Source organism: Klebsiella sp. A-Nf5 (assembly GCF_002810545.1).
Lineage (GTDB): Bacteria > Pseudomonadota > Gammaproteobacteria > Enterobacterales > Enterobacteriaceae > Klebsiella > Klebsiella variicola.
Map to the genome: position 1 here is coordinate 61,504 of NZ_PIOG01000117.1, position 20,635 is coordinate 82,138.

The window sequence follows — 20,635 nt, forward strand, 5'->3', positions numbered from 1 at the left end:
GGGTAACGCGGGAGATTTTTCATGCATAACCAGGCTCCGATTCAACGTAGAAAATCTAAACGTATTTACGTTGGTAATGTGCCAATTGGCGATGGGGCTCCCATCGCCGTCCAGTCAATGACCAATACGCGCACCACCGATGTGGCCGCGACGGTAAGCCAAATCAAAGCGTTAGAGCGCGTGGGCGCGGACATCGTCCGCGTCTCTGTTCCGACGATGGACGCCGCCGAAGCGTTCAAACTGATCAAACAGCAGGTTAACGTGCCGCTGGTCGCCGATATCCACTTTGACTACCGTATTGCGCTGAAAGTCGCGGAATACGGTGTTGACTGCTTGCGTATCAACCCAGGCAACATCGGCAACGAAGAGCGCATCCGCATGGTCGTGGACTGCGCGCGCGATAAAAACATTCCTATCCGCATCGGCGTCAACGCCGGCTCGCTGGAAAAAGATCTGCAGGAAAAATACGGCGAGCCGACGCCACAGGCGCTGCTTGAATCCGCCATGCGTCACGTCGATCATCTCGATCGTCTGAACTTCGATCAGTTTAAAGTCAGTGTTAAAGCGTCTGACGTCTTCCTGGCGGTGGAATCCTATCGTCTGCTGGCGAAACAGATCGATCAGCCGCTGCATCTCGGGATCACCGAAGCGGGTGGCGCACGTAGCGGCGCAGTGAAGTCCGCGATCGGTCTGGGCCTGCTGTTATCAGAGGGGATCGGCGATACGCTGCGCGTCTCGCTGGCGGCGGATCCGGTGGAAGAGATCAAGGTCGGCTTCGATATCCTCAAGTCCCTGCGCATTCGTGCTCGCGGCATTAACTTCATTGCCTGCCCAACCTGCTCGCGTCAGGAGTTTGACGTTATCGGTACGGTCAACGCCCTGGAGCAGCGTCTGGAAGATATCATCACCCCGATGGATGTTTCGATCATCGGCTGCGTGGTGAATGGTCCGGGCGAAGCGCTGGTCTCCACCCTCGGCGTGACCGGCGGCAACAAGAAAAGCGGTCTGTATGAAGACGGCGTGCGTAAAGATCGACTGGACAACGACGACATGATCGACCAGCTGGAAGCGCGTATTCGTGCCAAAGCCTCGATGCTCGATGAAGCCCGTCGTATTGACGTTCAACAGCTTGAAGCAAAATAACGTGTTGGGAAGCGATACGCTTCCCGTGTATGATTGAACCTGCGGGCGCAAGGCGCCGGGGTTCATTTTTGTATATATAAAGAGAATAAACGTGGCAAAGAACATTCAAGCCATCCGTGGCATGAACGATTATCTGCCGGGCGAAATCGCTCTCTGGCAGCGCATTGAAGGCTCACTGAAGCAGGTGCTCGGTAGCTACGGTTACAGCGAAATCCGTTTGCCGATTGTAGAGCAGACCCCGTTATTCAAACGCGCGATCGGCGAAGTGACCGACGTGGTTGAGAAAGAGATGTATACCTTTGAGGACCGCAACGGCGACAGCCTGACGCTGCGTCCGGAAGGGACGGCGGGCTGCGTACGTGCCGGCATCGAACATGGTCTGCTGTACAATCAAGAACAGCGTCTGTGGTACGTCGGGCCAATGTTCCGTCACGAGCGTCCGCAGAAAGGTCGCTACCGCCAGTTCCACCAGATCGGCGCCGAAGTGTTTGGCCTGCAGGGCCCGGACATCGATGCCGAGCTGATTATGCTGACCGCGCGCTGGTGGCGTGAGCTGGGCATTTCCGATCACGTCAGCCTTGAGCTGAACTCCATCGGTTCGCTGGAAGCGCGAGCCAACTACCGCGACGCGCTGGTGGCTTACCTGGAGCAGTTTACCGATAAGCTGGATGAAGACAGCAAACGCCGGATGTACACCAACCCGCTGCGGGTGCTGGACTCCAAGAACCCGGACGTGCAGGCGCTGCTGAACGACGCGCCGGCGCTCGGCGACTACCTCGACGAAGAATCGAAAACCCACTTTGCCGGCCTGTGCGCGCTGCTCGATGATGCCGGGATCCGCTACAGCGTCAACCAGCGTTTGGTACGCGGCCTCGACTACTATAACCGCACCGTGTTCGAGTGGGTAACCACCAGCCTCGGTTCCCAGGGCACCGTCTGCGCCGGCGGTCGTTACGACGGCCTGGTTGAGCAGCTGGGCGGTCGTGCCACCCCGGGCGTGGGCTTTGCTATGGGGCTGGAACGTCTTGTTTTACTGGTCCAGGCAGTGAATCCGGAATTTAAAGCCGATCCTGTTGTCGATATATACCTGGTAGCCTCCGGGACCGATACTCAGTCTGCTGCAATGCGTCTGGCTGAGCAGGTTCGCGATGCGCTGCCCGGCGTGAAGCTGATGACCAACCACGGCGGCGGCAACTTTAAGAAGCAGTTTGCCCGCGCCGATAAATGGGGCGCCCGTATCGCCCTGGTGGTCGGTGAGTCAGAGATCGCTGACGGAAACGTGGTAGTGAAGGATTTACGCTCAGGTGAGCAAACTACCGTAACGCAGGAGAGCGTTGCCGCGCATTTGCGCACACTTCTGGGTTAATCTCCCGGGAATTATTAGTCAGGAGAAGGACTGCGTGGAAACTTTTAACAACGAGAACGATCAGGTCGATGCGCTGAAGCGTTTCTTTGCCGAAAACGGCAAAGCGCTGGCGGTCGGGGTGATTTTAGGGGTTGGTGCGCTGGTTGGCTGGCGCTACTGGACCTCCCATCAGCAGGATACGGCCAGAGATGTTTCGCTGGCTTACGAACAGGCGACTTCCGCGCTGAAATCGAATACGCCAGAAGTGCTGTCAGGGGCGGAGAAGTTCGCGGCTGATAATAAAAATACCTACGGCGCCTTCGCTTCCCTCGAGCTGGCACAACATTTTGTTGAACAGAACGATCTGCCGAACGCCGAAAAGCAGCTTCAGCAGGGGCTGGCGGCCGCGTCTGATGATAATCTGAAATCGGTTATCAATATGCGTCTTGCCCGCGTTCAGCTGCAGATGAAGCAGGCTGATGCGGCGCTGAAAACCCTCGACAGCATCAAAGGTGAAGGCTGGACCGCGATTGTGGCTGATTTGCGCGGCGAAATTCTGTTGAGCAAAGGTGATAAGCAAGGGGCCCGTGCGGCGTGGGAAGCTGGCGTGAAAAGCGATGCTTCTCCTGCGCTCAGCGAAATGATGCGTATGAAAATGAATAATTTGTCCATCTGAGAGGGACTCGATGCAATTGCGTAAATTACTTTTGCCAGGGCTGCTTTCCGTTACCTTGCTGAGCGGGTGTTCGCTGTTTAATAGCGAAGAAGATGTGGTGAAAATGTCACCGCTGCCGACGGTAGAAAACCAGTTTACGCCGTCCACGTCCTGGAGCACCTCGGTTGGCGATGGTATCGGCGAATTTTACTCTAACCTCCATCCGGCCTTCGCCGACGGCGTAGTGTATGCCGCTGACCGTAAAGGCACCGTCAAAGCGCTGAACGCGGACGACGGCAAAGAGGTGTGGTCTGTGAACCTGGCGGAGAAAGATGGCTGGTTCTCGCGCACGCCAGCGCTGCTTTCCGGCGGTGTGACCGTCTCTGGTGGCCATGTTTATATCGGCAGTGAGAAAGCGCAGCTGTATGCGCTGAATACCAGCGATGGTACCGTTGCCTGGCAAACCCGTGTCGCCGGTGAGGCGCTGTCGCGTCCAGTGGTGAGCGACGGCATGGTGCTGGTGCATACCAGTAACGGCCAGCTGCAGGCGTTGAATGAGACCGATGGTGCCGTGAAGTGGACCGTTAACCTCGATATGCCAGCACTCTCCCTGCGCGGCGAGTCTGCGCCTGCGACCGCTTATGGCGCGGCGATCGTCGGCGGTGACAACGGCCGCGTCAGCGCGGTATTGATGCAGCAGGGGCAGATGATTTGGCAGCAGCGTATTTCTACGGCCACCGGGCCGACGGAAATTGATCGCCTGAACGACGTCGACACGACGCCGATCATCGTCAACGGTGTGGTTTATGCGCTGGCTTATAACGGTAACCTGACCGCGCTGGATCTGCGTAGCGGCCAGATTATGTGGAAACGCGAACTGGGTTCGGTGAATGATTTCATCGTCGATGGTAACCGTATCTACCTGGTTGACCAGAACGATCGCCTGCTGGCACTGACCACCGATGGTGGTGTGACCCTGTGGACGCAGAGCGATCTGCTGCACCGTTTGCTGACCGCGCCGGTGTTGTATAATGGCAATCTGGTGGTCGGTGATAGCGAAGGCTACATGCACTGGGTGAATCCGGAAGATGGCCATTTTGTGGCGCAGCAGAAAGTCGATAGTTCCGGCTTCCTGACCGACCCGGTGGTTGCTGATGGTCGACTGCTGATCCAGGCGAAAGACGGTACGCTGTACGCGATTACGCGTTAATTACCGCTGTCGTGAGTGATTAAGAAACGGCCCCTGGCAGACAGGGGCCGTTTTGACTTTTTTAAAAACGTCGTTAAGACGATGTTGCTTAGTGATTGTATGAGGCATTTAACATGATACCTGTGGTCGCGCTTGTCGGGCGCCCTAACGTTGGAAAATCCACGCTCTTTAACCGCCTGACGCGCACTCGTGATGCGCTGGTTGCGGATTTCCCGGGGCTGACTCGTGACCGTAAGTACGGTCGGGCCGAAGTCGAAGGCCGCGAATTCATCTGTATCGATACCGGTGGTATTGATGGTACGGAAGAGGGCGTGGAAACCCGGATGGCGGAGCAGTCGCTGTTGGCTATCGAAGAGGCCGATGTGGTGCTGTTTATGGTCGATGCGCGCGCGGGCCTGATGCCGGCGGATACCGCGATCGCTAAACATCTGCGCTCTCGTGAAAAGCCCACCTTTCTGGTGGCCAATAAAACCGACGGCATCGACGTCGACCAGGCGATGGCGGATTTCTGGTCCTTAGGCCTGGGCGATATCTATCCTATCGCCGCTTCGCATGGCCGCGGCGTGACCAGCTTGCTGGAACAGGCCCTGCTGCCATGGGTGGATGAGATCAGCCCGCAGGAAGAGGTGGATGAAGACGCCGAATACTGGGCAAAATTCGAAGCCGAGCAGAATGGCGAAGCGGAAGAAGAGCCGGAGGACGACTTCAATCCGCAGGATCTGCCGATCAAGCTGGCGATTGTTGGACGCCCTAACGTCGGTAAATCTACCCTCACTAACCGCATCCTCGGTGAAGATCGCGTGGTGGTCTACGATATGCCGGGCACCACCCGTGACAGCATTTACATCCCGATGCAGCGTGACGAGCGTGAATATGTGCTCATCGATACCGCCGGGGTACGTAAGCGCGGGAAAATCACCGATGTCGTGGAAAAGTTCTCGGTGATCAAAACGCTGCAGGCGATTGAAGACGCCAACGTCGTGATGCTGGTGATCGATGCTCGCGAAGGGATCTCCGATCAGGACCTGTCGCTGCTGGGCTTTATTCTCAACAGCGGCCGTTCGCTGGTGATTGTCGTCAACAAGTGGGACGGCCTGAGTCAGGAAGTGAAGGAGCAGGTGAAGGAGACCCTCGACTATCGTCTGGGCTTTATCGATTTTGCCCGGGTGCACTTCATCTCCGCCCTGCACGGCAGCGGCGTCGGCAACCTGTTTGAATCGGTACGTGAAGCCTATGACAGCGCCACCCGCCGCGTAAGCACCGCGATGCTGACCCGGATTATGAACATGGCGGCGGAAGATCATCAGCCGCCGCTGGTGCGTGGCCGTCGCGTGAAGCTGAAATATGCCCACGCCGGAGGCTACAACCCGCCTATCGTGGTGATCCACGGTAACCAGGTGAAGGATCTGCCGGATTCGTATAAGCGCTACCTGATGAACTACTTCCGTAAATCCCTCGACGTGATGGGTACGCCAATCCGGATCCAGTTCAAGGAAGGGGAAAACCCGTTCGCCAACAAGCGCAACACCCTGACGCCGAACCAGATGCGTAAACGTAAGCGCCTGATCAAGCACATCAAGAAAAGCAAATAAGCTATCAGCAAGATTTACCCACCAACATGAATCCTTCAAAGCCCGCATCTGCCGGGCTTTTTTATTAAGGGCGATTGTAGCGACGCAACAACGCGCATGATTGGCATGTATAACTGCACGTATCCTATGAAATTTCTCATTTGTTAGCTTCGCTTGCCCAAGCAATTTTTTGAGTACGCTTTGATAATATATACGTAGAAAGTTATCGCAATGATAAGAGAGAAAACGCTTCTGGATATGTTGGGGGAATTCCACGGTGCCGTTTTCCTGTAATGCGGGAGAAACTGGAGAGTCTACTTTATGGCTGAGTATTATGGTAAGTTAGGTTTCTTCACAGGAGGGTGAAATTAATCAGCAAGGAGTGATAATGTATTACAGCAATGTCGTCATCAGCCTTTTGCAGGCCAATAAAATTCTCGCAATGAAACTTGAACGCGCTGTTTCAGGCATAGAACAACGGGTTTCCAGTCAGGTTAAAACAATAGGCGCTGGCGTAACTCGGACCCTGTATTATACATCCTGTTTTACTGATGAGTATCAGGATGTATGTAAAAAGCAGAAGAATGAGGATGTTAGATTTGCTAAAGGTATCTACCATCTTTTACAGCGTAATGATATTGTATGTGAAATGCTTCAAATATATTTTGAAGAAATATTTAGGCACAAAACAACAGAGCAGTTAGAGCATATTAAAAGAGTTCTGATGGCTGTTAACATTCATATCGCTGCAGACTCTCTAACCAAATCTGGATTTGTTATAGCTACGGCTACCTGTGTTTCGGTAGGCATGAAACTAAGCCTTGATATGGGAGCGATTGCTGGGCGTTCTGCGGGGGTCGCCGTTACAGTGGCTGGCGTGTATGGCGTTGTGCAGAAGGCTGCAGATAGCGCTGAGCGTCTCCGAATCTGTTATCCGGCATTCTTTTCTATACTATACGAACAAGAGCTTGAAATGATGTATTTCCTGGTGGCGCCATTATTTGAACATGCCGACGCTTTTAAAGCTCAATGGGCTTCAGAGGCAGAGATCGCTAATATCATCGAAAGAATGATTAGGTAGTGATGATGTCATTTATTAAAAGAGCGCTTTTGTGGTTGTTCCAGCAATTAATTTCGCTGTATGCCCCACCACTTTGTATTGTCATATTTGCAGTGGTTTTTTTTCAAATTTTTCCTGAGGGGCCAGTTTGGCCTGTTGGTATATTCGCTGTACTTATAATTATTATCTTTGGGCGCTATGTGAAATGGTAATTCTAACGTTATTTATGATAAGGAAATTATATGTCTACTCCCGCACATTTATGGCTTGAAGATGAAAACGGTTCTCCGATCATTGGAAGCTGCATGATGTCAACACGTCTTGGATCTATTGAGTTAAAATCATTCTCTCATGGTATTACTATTCCAGTTGATCCAAGCTGGGGAAAACTGACAGGTACGCGTATACATCGTCCTGTGTCGATAGTGAAGGAATTCGATCAGACAACACCGCTTTTGTATCGTGCCGTGTGTGAGGGGCGCCCGATGAAGAAGGCGATTATAAAGATGTATCGCATTCTGGAGGCGGGCATTGAGGCCGAGTATTTCAACATCATCCTGGAGAACGTCAAAGTCACTACGGTTGCGCCGTATTTATCACCTACTGGTATGAGCAGTACCCACCTGGAAACGCTCGAGATGCGTTATGAGGCGATCACCTGGAAATACATGGACGGAAATATTTACTACCGCGACTCATGGAATGACCGTTGTTGTGCATGACTCCATTATTTTCACGCAAAAAATGCCAGGTATCTCGTAGTAGGTACAATTTTATACATCATTTCAAAATTGAAATTCATATTGGCGGGTTTTTTGTGGCCGCCATGCCGGTAAATGTCAAAACCTTCCGCCATAATCCCGCGATACTTCGCGGGGAACAGAGCGGCTCAAAGGTGGACTTACTATGCAGATTGGTTTTATCGGCCTTGGCGCGGTGGTGGAAACCGCCTATTTACCGGTGCTGCGTCGCCTGGGGTACGCCATCGACAACTGCTGGGGTTATGACCTCGACAGCAGCAGAGCGCTGCCGGGGATCCAGCGCTGTAGTTCGCTGTCGGCACTGCTGGCCAAACCTCTGGATACGCTCTTCATTACCACCTCATCACTTCAGCATCTGCCCGTGCTGGAGAGGGCGTTAGCCAGCGGCATTTCCCGCATTGTGGTGGAAAAGCCGATTGTGGCCAACCTTGAGCAGGCCGCCCGGCTGCGGGCGCTGCTGGCGCCGCCTGAGCAGGCCGCGCGGGTGCTGGCTCTTGACCACTGGATGGCGCGGGGCGTTGCGCTGAATGCGATTACTTCGCCGTGGCGGGCGGAAGAGATCGTCTGGCTCGAAGGCTATTTACAGGAGCCAAGCGGCTTTAACGCCGCCGGTGAGCCGGTTGCACTCAATTTTGCCACCGGGGAGCTGGATACCCGGCAGCTGCGCCACCCTGATGGGGTGATCCTCGATATTGGCACCCATGTTCTGGCGATGCTGCGCGAAACCCTGCACGCCAGCGGAAGCGATACGGCGCTGAGCCTTTCCCTTCGGGTGGCGAAAGACCGCCTCGGCCATGACATTGCCCCTGGGGATACGGTCACCGCAGAGGGGGAGGCGCATCTGCAGGGGACCCTGGGCACTATCCCGCTCAATATCTGGCTAAACAAATACGCGGGCCCCGCGGGCGGGCAAAAGGGAATGCGGATAGGGCTGCGGGACGGGCGAATCCTCATCCTCGACCGCTGCCCTGAGGGCGAAGTGGTGACGCTGCACGACGGCGAGCGGATCCAGCGCTGGACCCGCCCCGGGACGATCTATTCGCACTGCCTCGATGAGCAGATCCTCGGCGCGGATAATCTGTTTATCCGGGCGCCCGACAGCGTGGCCGGGTTGACGCGACGTCGGCTTGAGGAAGTGGAATGGCTGCTCAGGTTGCAGCAGCAATTACGCGGCCCTCATTAAACCCGGAACATGATAAAATAGGTGCAGATAAACGTTGAAAGGAATGGTTATGGAACTTGATTGCCCTCTGTGCCACGCGCCGTTAGATGTCAAAGGCAGCAGCGCGCATTGCGCCCAGTGCGAAAGGGTATTTGCCCTCGAGGCCCGCTGCCCGGAATGCCACCAGCCGCTGGAGGTGCTCAAGGCGTGCGGCGCGGTGGATTACTTTTGTCAGCACGGGCACGGCCTGATCTCGAAAAAACGGGTGGAATTTATTCCGCTGGTTTAGTGGGTGAAGGCTTTCTGGCCCGCGTTTTTTTTACCGGCGCGATCTGCTTCACTTCGCTTTCGACCCAGCCGTCTTTCAGGCGGGTGGTGAGCAGATCGCCGGTTTTGACCTGTTTTGTCTGCTTCAACACCGTACCGTCATTCACCGAGGTGACGCTGTAGCCGCGCGCCAGGGTGGCTAAGGGACTCACCGCCTCCAGATGGGTCACCGCGTTGCCAAACCGTTCACGCCGCTCGCTGAGGCGGCCACGCATAGTTTCCGCCAGCCGGTATTCCAGCTGCTGGATCCGCGATTGCGCCCGGTGGATCCGTGGCTGCGGGTTGTAGTGATCCAGACGTTGAACGGTGCGCTTTTGCCGCTGTTCGGCGCGCTTAAGCTGCGATTCCACGGCGATGCGCATCCGCTGGCGCAGGCGTTCCAGGGCGGTCTGCTGGCGGGCCAGCCGCAGTTGCGGATGCTGTTGCTGCAGGCGATGGAACAGCTGGGTAAAACGGCGCTGGCGACTGGCGAGGAAATAGTCCATCGCCATCTCCAGCCGCTGTTGCCCGGACTGTAGCTGGCGCAGCAGCTCCTGCTGATTGCGGCTGACGATCTCCGCGGCGGCAGAAGGGGTCGGCGCTCGCAGGTCGGCAACAAAATCGGCGATCGTGACGTCGGTTTCATGGCCGACGGCGCTAACGATAGGGATCTGGCTGGCGAAAATAGCCCGTGCCACCCGTTCATCGTTAAAACTCCACAGATCCTCCAGCGAACCGCCGCCGCGCCCGACAATCAGCACGTCACACTCCTGGCGCGCGTTGGCCAGCGCAATGGCGCGCACAATCTGCCCGGGGGCATCGTCACCCTGGACCGCGGTTGGATAGATGATCACCGGCAGCCCGGGATCGCGGCGCCTGAGAACATGGAGAATATCGTGCAGCGCCGCACCGGTTTTCGAGGTGATGACGCCGACGCAGTGGGCGGGTGAGGGGAGCGCCTGCTTATGTTTTTGCTCGAACAGTCCTTCCGCCGTTAACTGCGCTTTGAGCTGCTCATACTTCTGCTGTAATAACCCTTCGCCGGCGGGCTGCATGCTTTCGACGATAATCTGGTAGTCGCCGCGCGGCTCATACAGGGTGATGTTGGCGCGAACCAGCACCTGCTGCCCGTGCTGTGGGCGAAACGTCACCCGGCGGTTGCTGTTGCGGAACATCGCGCAGCGCACCTGGGCGTTATCGTCTTTTAAGGTGAAGTACCAGTGGCCGGAAGAAGGCTGGCTGAAGTTAGAGATCTCGCCGCTGATCCACACCTGGCCCATTTCGTGCTCAAGCAGCAAACGCACCGTCTGATTCAGGCGGCTTACGGTAAAAATTACGGGGGATTGAGAGGGTAACATGTGAGCAAGATCAAACTTTAAATCAGCAGGTTATTCAGTCGATAGTAACGCGCTCAGAGGGGATGGCAAGTATTATTTGCAAAAAAGGGTAGATGCAATCGGTTACGCTCTGTATAATGCCACGGCAATATTTATCCACCCTGGTCGAGATATTGCCCATGCTACGTATCGCTAAAGAAGCCCTGACGTTTGACGACGTCCTCCTCGTTCCCGCACATTCTACCGTTCTGCCGAATACTGCCGATCTCAGCACTCAGCTGACGAAAACCATTCGTCTGAATATTCCTATGCTCTCCGCAGCCATGGATACCGTAACGGAAGCGCGTCTGGCTATTGCCCTGGCACAGGAAGGCGGCATCGGCTTTATTCACAAAAACATGTCCATCGAGCGCCAGGCGGAAGAAGTTCGTCGCGTGAAGAAACATGAGTCCGGCGTGGTCACCGACCCGCAGACCGTTCTGCCGACCACCACCCTGCGCGAAATGAAAGAGCTGACTGAACGTAACGGCTTCGCCGGTTACCCGGTGGTGACTGAAGACAACGAACTGGTCGGTATCATCACCGGCCGCGACGTGCGTTTCGTCACCGATCTGAACCAGCCGGTCAGCGTCTACATGACGCCGAAAGAGCGTCTGGTTACCGTTCGTGAAGGCGAAAGCCGCGAAGTGGTCTTCGCTAAGATGCATGAAAAACGCGTTGAGAAGGCGCTGGTCGTGGATGAGAGCTTCCACCTGCGCGGCATGATCACCGTTAAAGATTTCCAGAAAGCAGAACGTAAACCGAATGCCTGTAAAGATGAGCAGGGCCGTCTGCGCGTAGGCGCGGCGGTCGGCGCCGGTGCCGGCAACGAAGAGCGCGTAGACGCGCTGGTCGCCGCGGGCGTTGACGTTCTGCTGATCGACTCCTCGCACGGTCATTCTGAAGGCGTCCTGCAGCGCATTCGTGAAACCCGCGCGAAATACCCGGACCTGCAGATCATCGGCGGCAACGTGGCCACCGGTGCAGGCGCGCGCGCGTTGGCGGAAGCCGGTTGCAGCGCAGTGAAAGTGGGTATCGGCCCGGGCTCCATCTGTACGACCCGTATCGTCACCGGCGTAGGCGTGCCGCAGATCACCGCCGTTTCCGACGCGGTGGAAGCGCTGGAAGGCACCGGTATTCCGGTTATCGCTGACGGCGGTATCCGTTTCTCCGGCGATATCGCCAAAGCCATCGCTGCCGGCGCGGCCGCGGTGATGGTCGGCTCTATGCTGGCGGGTACCGAAGAGTCCCCGGGTGAAATCGAACTCTACCAGGGCCGTTCTTACAAATCTTACCGCGGCATGGGCTCTCTTGGCGCGATGTCTAAAGGCTCCTCTGACCGCTACTTCCAGAGCGATAACGCTGCTGACAAACTGGTGCCGGAAGGTATCGAAGGCCGCGTGGCCTATAAAGGTCGCCTGAAAGAGATTATTCACCAGCAGATGGGCGGTCTGCGTTCCTGTATGGGTCTGACCGGCTGTGGTACCATTGACCTGCTGCGTACCAAAGCTGAATTCGTACGCATCAGCGGTGCGGGCATTCAGGAAAGCCACGTTCACGACGTGACCATCACCAAAGAGTCCCCGAACTACCGTCTGGGCTCCTGATTTCTTCGCCCGACCTAGCGTCGGGCGATTTATTTACTCTGTTTCACTTGCCTCGGAATTAGCGTCAATGACGGAAAACATTCATAAACATCGCATTCTCATTCTCGACTTCGGCTCTCAGTATACTCAGCTGGTGGCGCGTCGCGTGCGTGAGCTGGGCGTCTACTGTGAGCTGTGGGCGTGGGATGTCACAGAAGCACAGATCCGCGAATTCAATCCAAGCGGCATCATTCTTTCCGGCGGCCCGGAAAGTACTACCGAAGAGAACAGCCCGCGCGCACCGCAGTATGTGTTTGAAGCCGGCGTGCCGGTATTTGGCGTCTGCTACGGCATGCAGACCATGGCGATGCAGCTGGGCGGCCATGTGGAAGGTTCTAACGAGCGTGAGTTTGGCTACGCGCAGGTTGAAGTGGTTAACGACAGCGCGCTGGTGCGCGGTATCGAAGACTCCCTGACCGCGGACGGCAAACCGTTGCTGGACGTGTGGATGAGCCACGGCGACAAAGTCACCGCCATCCCGTCTGACTTCGTCACCGTCGCCAGCACCGACAACTGCCCGTTTGCCATTATGGCCAACGAAGAAAAACGCTTCTACGGCGTGCAGTTCCACCCGGAAGTGACCCACACCCGTCAGGGGATGCGTATGCTGGAGCGCTTCGTGCGCGACATCTGCCAGTGCGAAGCGCTGTGGACCCCGGCGAAAATCATCGACGACGCCGTCGAGCGTATCCGCCAGCAGGTTGGCGATGACAAAGTGATACTCGGCCTCTCCGGCGGCGTGGACTCCTCCGTGACCGCGATGCTGCTGCACCGCGCCATCGGCAAAAACCTGACCTGCGTATTCGTGGATAACGGCCTCCTGCGTCTGAATGAAGCGCAGCAGGTGATGGACATGTTTGGCGACCACTTTGGTCTGAACATTGTTCACGTCGAAGGCGAGCAGCGCTTCCTCGACGCGCTGAAAGGCGAGAACGATCCGGAAGCGAAACGTAAAATCATTGGCCGCGTCTTCGTGGAAGTGTTCGACGAAGAAGCGCTGAAGCTGGACGACGTCAAATGGCTGGCGCAGGGTACCATCTACCCTGACGTTATCGAGTCTGCCGCTTCCGCTACCGGTAAAGCACACGTCATTAAATCTCACCACAACGTGGGCGGCCTGCCGAAAGAGATGAAGATGGGGCTGGTTGAGCCGCTGCGTGAGCTGTTCAAAGACGAAGTGCGTAAGATCGGTCTGGAACTGGGCCTGCCGTACGATATGCTCTACCGTCACCCGTTCCCGGGCCCGGGCCTCGGCGTGCGCGTACTGGGCGAAGTGAAGAAAGAGTACTGCGACCTGCTGCGTCGTGCGGACGCTATCTTCATCGAAGAGCTGCACAAAGCTGACCTGTACAACAAAGTGAGCCAGGCGTTTACCGTGTTCCTGCCGGTTCGTTCCGTCGGCGTAATGGGCGATGGCCGTAAATACGACTGGGTCGTTTCCCTGCGTGCGGTGGAAACCATCGACTTTATGACCGCGCACTGGGCGCACCTGCCGTATGATTTCCTCGGCCGCGTCTCTAACCGCATTATCAATGAAGTGAACGGTATCTCCCGCGTGGTGTATGACATCAGCGGTAAGCCGCCAGCAACGATTGAGTGGGAATAATCCCCGGCGTTAGCTGAATGAAACGAAACCCTCTGTTTTTACAGAGGGTTTTTTTCTTTATGCCTCTCCTCAATCCCATCATCCCTGGACGCTATCTGGCAGGGGGGCTGTGAATTCCCCGTTTACGGTTCCGGCAGATGTTCAGCTGGCCCATTTTTTGCCGCCGCCGGGTGGAGTGTGGGAAGTTTGCCCGGCTGTGCCTTGCCCGCCCCACGCACCATCGCCAGCGCCAGTCCGGCAACGATCAGCGTTAACCCGGTGGACACCCACATTCCGCCGATAATGCCCAGCCGGTGGTTCAGCCATGCGTAGGCAAAGGGTGAGGCAGCCGCCATCAGTTGCCCGGGGATCAGCAGGATACCGGTGCGGCTGGCATAGCTTTCTGCGCTAAACAGCGCCAGCGGTAGCGTCGCTTTGACAATCGTCACCAGCCCGTTAATCGCGCCATAGCCCAGCACAAACCCGGCTGCGAACCCGGCATAAGCCGTGCTGCTCAATCCAAGGAGAAAACAGAGCGGCATGGCGAGCGCAGTAAAACGCGTCAGCGTGAGTGGGGTGACCCGGGGACCGGCCAGCACTTCCCCCAGCCGGGCGCCGGTCTGGCCAAACCCCCACAGCATACCGACGGCAACCGGCAGACCAAAGTGGCTGATAAACTCCGGCAGATGGGTGGAGGTACCGTTGGAGATGAAGGTGATCAGCGCAATAAAGATCGCGTAACGCACTCCGTTACGCCGATCGCCCTCTGCTGTCGTCGTTGGGGCTATCATTTTCACCGATGTACTGAGTTGCTGGCGCGGCAACTGATAACTCAGACAGGCGCTCAGTACGCCAAACAGCGCATAGATCCGCAGGGCATCCTGCCAGGACATGACGGTTAATAACGCTTCGCCCAGCGGCCAGAAGAGGGCCGAAGCCAGGCCGCCGGCAAGAGTAATGTGGGAAATGGTTTTCCGCGCCTGCTGGCCGTACAGATTCACCACCGCGGCGAACAGCGCATCATACAGCGAGAGCCGCATGCCAATTCCGGTCAGCAGCCAGGCGCCGTACCAGCCGGCAAGTGAAGGACACCAGGCCATGACAGCGCAGCTGACGGCTATCAGTAAGGTTCCGCTGGTGACCACGTGCCGCCCGCCAAAGCGAGCCAGCAGTCTGGCGACGAACGGAGAAACAACGGCCATCATCAGCATGGCGAGCGTCAGGCCAAGATAGATCTGCGGTGACGTCCACCCCTTGTCGGCAGCGATGGCCTGGGCAAAGGTGCCGGGCATATAAAAAGAGATCCCCCAGTTGATCAGTTGCTGACCGCCCGCGGTGAAGGCGAGGCGTCGGGGAATAGCTGGCGTTTCCATGGTTTTCATTCCGTTAAGGCAGTTGTCCTGAGCATACCCGGCAGGCTATTGTTCTGGCATAGCGGCCACCTTATGCGCGGTATAAGAGAAACTTTGCATGACAACACTGAACCTGGGAAACCTGGCGACCTTCCGGCTGGTCGTACAACGCGGCAGCTTTTCAGCCGCCGCCGATGCGTTGGGGATCTCCCAGCCTGCCGTCAGCCTGCAGGTGCGTCAGCTGGAGCAGTTTCTACAGATCCGGTTGCTGGAGCGCACCGGACGCGGGATCAAGGCGACGGCGGCGGGAATGGCATTGCTGGCCCACAGTGAGCAGATCGATCGGGCGGTGAATAGCGCGGTGCAGTCGGTCAGCGCATTCAGTCAGGAAGTTAATGGGTCATTGACGTTAGGGACCGGGGCGACGGCCTGCATTCATCTTCTCCCACCGCTGCTGCAGCATCTTCGTCAACAGCACCCGCTGTTGACGGTGGGGGTGACCACCGGCAACACGCTGGATATCGTCCGGGCGGTGGAGGAAAACCGCCTCGATCTCGGACTGGTTACCCTGCCCGTACAGGGACGCAGTCTGGCAGTGACCTCAGTGGTTGACGAGGAGTTCGTGGTTATCCATGCTCGCCACGAAGCAGCGATGTCGGCGGTTTGTACCCCTGCCGAGCTGCAGGCGCTGCCGCTCATTGCCTTCGAAGCCGGCAGCGGCACCCGGGATCTGATTGACCGCTGGTTCCGCTCGGCGGGACTGGCGGTCACGCCGGTGATGCAGTTGGGCAGCATCGAGGCGATTAAACGGATGGTGCGGGCAGGACTGGGCTACAGCATCGTGCCCCGCATGGCGGTGGAGCAGGAGGAGGATCGCGACGGATTAAGCGTGCACTCGCTGGCGCCGCGGCTATATCGACAGCTGGCGGTAGTCATGCGTCAGGACAAAATTGTGACAAAAGGTATCGCGGAAATGCTGCGCCTGCTGCATGCCGTGCGCTTATAAATCGCCGACGGCAAAACGACTGTATCAAAGGCAGGACATCAGCCGCAGGTCGCTCTGACTGCGGAGTGTGGTGCTTCCTGTATCAGAATCAAAGAATTACTCGCGGGCTGAGGGCTCGACGGTGAGTGAAGACTCCTGCGACGTTTTTTTATCCTGGTGATGGTACCAGGCGCCGATGGAGGAGTAGACAAAGCGTCCAAAGAAGAAGAGAAAGCTGATAAGCAGTACGATACGGGTCATGCGACGGTTAAATCGATGTCGTTTACGCATACTGGGTGCCTGACTCACAAAAGGTTCCTTGAAGTATACCCGAAGATGGGCGATGGGGGTATTAAGGCACAGGAACGAGCTGGGGTCAATTGATGCAGATGTAAAAGTGCCGCAGTGAAAACATTAATTAATGTTATATAAGATAATCATCGTATTTACATGCTCACTTTATTAGCGATAAAAAGGTAAAAAAATAAGTTTTATTAATGTTAGCGTCAGTATTTGTTGATTTATATCAACAGCCCTATTTTCTTGACCACTAAAATCAGCGGACATTACCGTATCGTTATTACTTATGCGGTCAGCATGGGGTGGTTGGATGCCTGCCTGAATATGCCTCGCAGGAGCAGAGGTTCCCTGTAGAGCACCTATGAATTTATTAAAATACTATCAACAATATCGCGACAAGTGGTGGGCTTTACCGCTTGTCCTGCCTGCGCTGTTATTACCTCTTGCCAGATTGGCGAATACCTACACCATGCTGAATGGTCACATGGTATTTCTCTATTATCTTCCCCTGGCATTGGTACTCAGCCTGATGATGTTTTTCGGTTGGGCGGCGATCCCGGGTATCATCATTGGCCTGCTGCTCACGCTGGCCCGAGGAATGACGCCCGAGCAGGCTATCGGCGTGCTGTTTCATTTTCTCATTCCCTGCGTGCTGTGCTGGGGTGGGTATCGGATCTTTGTCCCCCGGCGCCAGCAGGTCTCGCATGGTAACGTCAAACTGATGCCGCATCGTCTGTTCTGGCAAATGCTACTCCCCTCGGTCATTTTTCTGATTCTGTCACAGATCGCTGAATACCTGGGACTGCATCCGCGTACGACGGAGATGACGGGTATTACGCCCTTCAGTTTACGTTCGTTAATCACCTTTCAGGCGCTGATGGTGGGGTGTCTGACGGGCGTGCCGCTGTGTTATTTTCTGCTGCGTTTAATACGCAACCCTTTTCATTTTCGCGGATTTATTTCTCAGGTTCGCTTACAAATTGATCCAAAAATAAAAACCATTGAAATCATTTGCTGGGCGGCGATATTAATCCTGCTGCTGGGTCTATTATTGATGCCACTTAATGATACCAGCACCATATTTAGCACGAATTATACGTTATCATTACTTATGCCGGTCATGCTCTGGGGAGCCATGCGTTTTGGCTATCGTTTTATCTCGCTGATCTGGACGCCGGTGTTGATCGCTGTGATCCATTTTCATTACCGTTACTTACCGGTTTATCCGAGCTATAACACCCAACTGGCGATCACCTCGTCAAGCTATCTGGTGTTCTCGTTTATTGTCGCCTACACGGCGATGCTGGCAACACAGCAGCGTCTGATCTACGCTCGCGTCCGGCAAATGGCTTTCCTCGACCCGGTCGTACATATGCCTAATTTGCGGGCGCTGAGCCGTGCGCTCAATGGCACGAGCTGGTCGACGCTCTGTTTTCTGCGCATTCCTGAGCTGGAACTGCTGGGGCGCCACTACGGGGTTTTGTTACGCATTCAGTATAAGCAAATGCTGGCGAACCACCTGAGTGCGTTGCTGCAGCCCAACGAAGCGGTGTATCACCTTGCCGGCCATGATTTGGTTTTTCGCCTTAACAGCGAAGGGCATCAGGCGCGCATTCATTTAATCGACCGCTCCCTCCGACAGTTCCGTTTTCACTGGGATGGCGTCCCGCTGCAGCCGCGGATCGGCATGAGCTATTGCAACGTTCGCTCACCGGTCAAGCATCTGTATTTGCTGCTTGGCGAACTAAACACGATTGCCGACATGTCGCTGGCCAGCGGCCATCCAGAGAATATGCAGCGCCGCGGCGCCGGCCATGTTCAGCAGGATCTGAAAGATAAAGTGGTGATGATGAATCGCATCCTGAAGGCGCTGGAGCAAGACCATTTTGTCCTGATGGCGCAACCTATTCAGGGCATCCGCGGCGATAACTACCATGAAGTATTGCTGAGGATGGAAGGGGTATCAGGCGAACTGACGGGGCCAAACGCGTTCCTGCCAGTGGCGCACGAGTTTGGCCTCTCCACCCGCGTCGACCAGTGGGTCGTTGAGCACACGCTGGCCTTTATGGATACCCACCGCGAGGCACTGCCCGGTCTGCGGCTGGCGATCAATCTCTCTCCGGTCTCGCTGAGCCGCAGCCAGTTTCCTCAGGAGGTCGAGGCGCTGCTGCAGACGTACAACATTGAGCCATGGCAGATTATTTTCGAGCTGACCGAGAACTATGCGCTCAGTAACCCTGAGCTGGTCTGTCAGACATTAGAGCATCTGCGGGCGCTGGGCTGCCGGGTGGCGATCGATGATTTTGGTACCGGTTACGCCAGCTACGCCCGGTTAAAAACGATGAACGTCGACATTCTTAAAATCGACGGCAGCTTTATTCGCAATCTGCTTGCCAGCAGCCTCGATTATCAGGTAGTGGACTCTATTTGTCGTCTGGCGCGCATGAAGAACATGCAGGTGGTGGCTGAATATGTCGAGTCGCCGGAGATACGCCAGGCGGTTATCGCGCTGGGGATCGATTATTTGCAGGGCTACGATATCGGCGTACCGGTGCCACTGGCGCAGCTGGCGGAGGGGATGACTGCCTGAAGCGGAAAAAAGCCGGGCGCGATGGCCCGGCCTGGAGAATATTCAGGAGCGCGGCTCAGGCGTCTGGCTCTTCTTCAGCAATCTTCAGCAGCCATTCCGGCACACCTTCCCAGTACTGCTGCTCTTTTTCCAGATCCAACAGCACCAGCGCATTCTGGCTAAACCAGTTGTGCGGGAAGGTCAGTGTCCAGTGGTGAGCTTCCGTCTGCAGCCGTAGCGTCGGCGGCGTGGTGGTGGCCTGACGCTGGTTATTCAGCAGCACGCCCAGGCGCAGCAGCTGGATCAGCGGCAGAAACTGCTTTTTCCTGAACAGCGTAAAGCGCGGCAGGTCGTCGAGTTTTATCGCTTTGCGATGATAGCGCACCAGGGTGGCCATCAGCATCTGCTGCTCCTGGTTGAAGCCCGGCAGGTCGCTGTTCTGCAGAATGTAGGCCGAGTGGCGATGCATACCGCTATGGTTGATATTCAGCCCTACCTCATGGAGCATCACCGCCCACTTCAACAGCGCCGCAAGGTGCGGATTAGCCAGCTTGGGGTTCTGTTCCTGCCACTGTTCCAGCATATGGGTGGTGGTTTCCAGCACCCGGCGTGCCTGTTCGCGATCGATGTTGTACTGATTCGCCAGACTCTGCGCCGTGCGGCTACGAATATCCTGGTGGCGGAAGCGGCCTTCCATCTCGTACAGCACGCCTTCACGCAGGGCGCCATCGGACAGACGAAGCTCTTTAATGGCTAGCGCGTCAAACACGCCGCACAGAATCGCCAGCCCCGGGGCAAAGACCGCTTTACGATCTTCAGAAAGGCCAGGCAGACTGAGCGCGTCGAAGTTTTTATGCTTCAGCAGCTCACTGACCAGCATTTCGAGGCGTTCCGGCGTAATAAACCCGTCCTTCTCACCCATGGCCACCAGCACTTCCTGCGCAGCTTTAATGGTGCCGGAGGCGCCCAGCGCCACGGTCCAGCCCTGAATACGGAACTGCCAGGCCAGGGTTTCCAGTTTTTGTACCGCCGCCAGGCGAGCTCGCTGGAAATTTTCTTTATTGATTGTCCCGCCAGGGAAGTAGGCCTGCGAGAAGCTCACGCAGCCCATGCGACGGCTTTCCACCAGGCGGGGTTCAAAATCTTCACCGATGACCAGCTCGGTCGAACCGCCGCCGATATCGATCACCAGCTTACGACCGCGCTCTGGCTGCGTATGCTCAACGCCCATAAAAATCAGGCGCGCTTCTTCATTGCCGGAGATGATCTCGATCGGGTAGGGGATCACTTTTTCCGCGCGTTTAAGAAACTCCGCCGCGTTGGTCGCCTGACGCAGCGTATGCGTCCCGACGATGCAGACGCTGGAAGGGGAGAACCCTTGCAGACGTTCAGCAAACAGCGACAGGCAGTTCAGCCCGCGGGTCATCGCTTCTTCGCTCAACACCGAGTTTTCATCAAGGCCATCGGCCAGATGCACGCGCTGTTTCAGGCGTCCAATGATCTGCATGGCGCCATCGACGACACGGGCGATCACCATATGAAAACTGTTCGAACCAAGATCGACCGCAGCGAATTCCTGCGGCCGAGGGGTTATTTCGTTTATTGGCAT

At 56.2% G+C, this 20,635-nt stretch carries 16 protein-coding genes and 1 pseudogene; 13 read left to right on the forward strand and 4 right to left on the reverse strand.

All coding sequences use genetic code 11. The features are described from left to right. Positions 1–21: 21 nt before the first annotated feature. The 9 genes from ispG to CWM53_RS11375 all read left to right on the forward strand — a co-directional run bounded on the left by ispG (position 22) and on the right by CWM53_RS11375 (position 9,196). Positions 22–1,143, forward strand: coding sequence for a flavodoxin-dependent (E)-4-hydroxy-3-methylbut-2-enyl-diphosphate synthase (gene ispG, locus CWM53_RS11325; RefSeq protein ID WP_074387865.1), 1,122 nt, complete (start codon positions 22–24; stop codon positions 1,141–1,143). 91 nt (positions 1,144–1,234) lie between these two features. Continuing rightward, positions 1,235–2,509 carry a histidine--tRNA ligase gene (gene hisS / locus CWM53_RS11330; RefSeq protein WP_100730303.1) on the forward strand — a complete coding sequence of 425 codons (1,275 nt, stop codon included), beginning with the start codon at positions 1,235–1,237 and terminating at the stop codon, positions 2,507–2,509. Between the two features lie 34 nt (positions 2,510–2,543). Continuing rightward, positions 2,544–3,164 (forward strand): YfgM family protein, encoded by a 621-nt coding sequence (locus tag CWM53_RS11335; protein ID WP_061153675.1) that lies wholly within the window; start codon positions 2,544–2,546, stop codon positions 3,162–3,164. A 10-nt stretch (positions 3,165–3,174) separates the two neighbouring features. Then, a complete protein-coding gene (gene bamB, locus CWM53_RS11340; protein WP_002913889.1) occupies positions 3,175–4,353 on the forward strand; it encodes an outer membrane protein assembly factor BamB in 1,179 nt (392 codons plus the stop codon). A gap of 113 nt (positions 4,354–4,466) precedes the next feature. After that, positions 4,467–5,945: a ribosome biogenesis GTPase Der gene (gene der, locus CWM53_RS11345; protein ID WP_061153676.1), complete on the forward strand. Its 1,479-nt coding sequence runs from the start codon at positions 4,467–4,469 to the stop codon at positions 5,943–5,945. A 367-nt stretch (positions 5,946–6,312) separates the two neighbouring features. Next, positions 6,313–7,005 (forward strand): hypothetical protein, encoded by a 693-nt coding sequence (locus tag CWM53_RS11355; protein ID WP_100730302.1) that lies wholly within the window; start codon positions 6,313–6,315, stop codon positions 7,003–7,005. Between the two features lie 221 nt (positions 7,006–7,226). After that, positions 7,227–7,706, forward strand: coding sequence for an Hcp family type VI secretion system effector (locus CWM53_RS11365; protein ID WP_048290000.1), 480 nt, complete (start codon positions 7,227–7,229; stop codon positions 7,704–7,706). Between the two features lie 184 nt (positions 7,707–7,890). Continuing rightward, the gene (locus tag CWM53_RS11370) at positions 7,891–8,928 is read left to right on the forward strand and encodes a Gfo/Idh/MocA family oxidoreductase (RefSeq protein ID WP_074387868.1); all 1,038 of its coding nucleotides are present in this window, start codon (positions 7,891–7,893) and stop codon (positions 8,926–8,928) included. Positions 8,929–8,977: 49 nt separating this feature from the next. Then, on the forward strand, positions 8,978–9,196 hold the full coding sequence (locus CWM53_RS11375) for a zinc ribbon domain-containing protein (RefSeq protein WP_004201901.1): 219 nt from the start codon (positions 8,978–8,980) through the stop codon (positions 9,194–9,196). On the opposite strand, the gene xseA is transcribed toward CWM53_RS11375, so the two are convergent. Next, positions 9,180–10,571, reverse strand: coding sequence for an exodeoxyribonuclease VII large subunit (gene xseA / locus CWM53_RS11380; protein ID WP_100730301.1), 1,392 nt, complete (start codon positions 10,569–10,571; stop codon positions 9,180–9,182). The two genes, CWM53_RS11375 and xseA, sit on opposite strands and share 17 nt — an antisense overlap. 158 nt (positions 10,572–10,729) lie before the next feature. On the opposite strand from xseA, the gene guaB reads away from it, so the two are divergent. Both guaB and guaA read left to right on the forward strand, forming a co-directional pair. Next, positions 10,730–12,196 (forward strand): IMP dehydrogenase, encoded by a 1,467-nt coding sequence (gene guaB / locus CWM53_RS11385; protein ID WP_061153681.1) that lies wholly within the window; start codon positions 10,730–10,732, stop codon positions 12,194–12,196. A 67-nt stretch (positions 12,197–12,263) separates the two neighbouring features. Next, positions 12,264–13,841, forward strand: coding sequence for a glutamine-hydrolyzing GMP synthase (gene guaA / locus CWM53_RS11390; protein ID WP_008803811.1), 1,578 nt, complete (start codon positions 12,264–12,266; stop codon positions 13,839–13,841). 122 nt (positions 13,842–13,963) lie between these two features. On the opposite strand, the gene CWM53_RS11395 is transcribed toward guaA, so the two are convergent. Continuing rightward, positions 13,964–15,193, reverse strand: coding sequence for an MFS transporter (locus CWM53_RS11395; protein ID WP_100730313.1), 1,230 nt, complete (start codon positions 15,191–15,193; stop codon positions 13,964–13,966). A 72-nt stretch (positions 15,194–15,265) separates the two neighbouring features. On the opposite strand from CWM53_RS11395, the pseudogene CWM53_RS11400 reads away from it, so the two are divergent. Further along, positions 15,266–16,178, forward strand: a pseudogene (locus tag CWM53_RS11400) (LysR family transcriptional regulator). A gap of 96 nt (positions 16,179–16,274) precedes the next feature. On the opposite strand, the gene CWM53_RS11405 reads toward CWM53_RS11400, so the two are convergent. Beyond that, complete coding sequence (locus CWM53_RS11405; RefSeq protein WP_064774528.1) at positions 16,275–16,448, reverse strand: YfgG family protein; 174 nt, start codon at positions 16,446–16,448, stop codon at positions 16,275–16,277. A 370-nt stretch (positions 16,449–16,818) separates the two neighbouring features. Between CWM53_RS11405 and CWM53_RS11410 the strand changes: the two genes are divergently transcribed. Beyond that, a complete protein-coding gene (locus CWM53_RS11410) occupies positions 16,819–19,047 on the forward strand; it encodes an EAL domain-containing protein (protein WP_100631852.1) in 2,229 nt (742 codons plus the stop codon). 55 nt (positions 19,048–19,102) lie between these two features. Here CWM53_RS11410 and ppx read toward each other — a convergent pair whose 3' ends face one another. Beyond that, a complete protein-coding gene (gene ppx, locus CWM53_RS11415) occupies positions 19,103–20,635 on the reverse strand; it encodes an exopolyphosphatase (RefSeq protein ID WP_008803823.1) in 1,533 nt (510 codons plus the stop codon).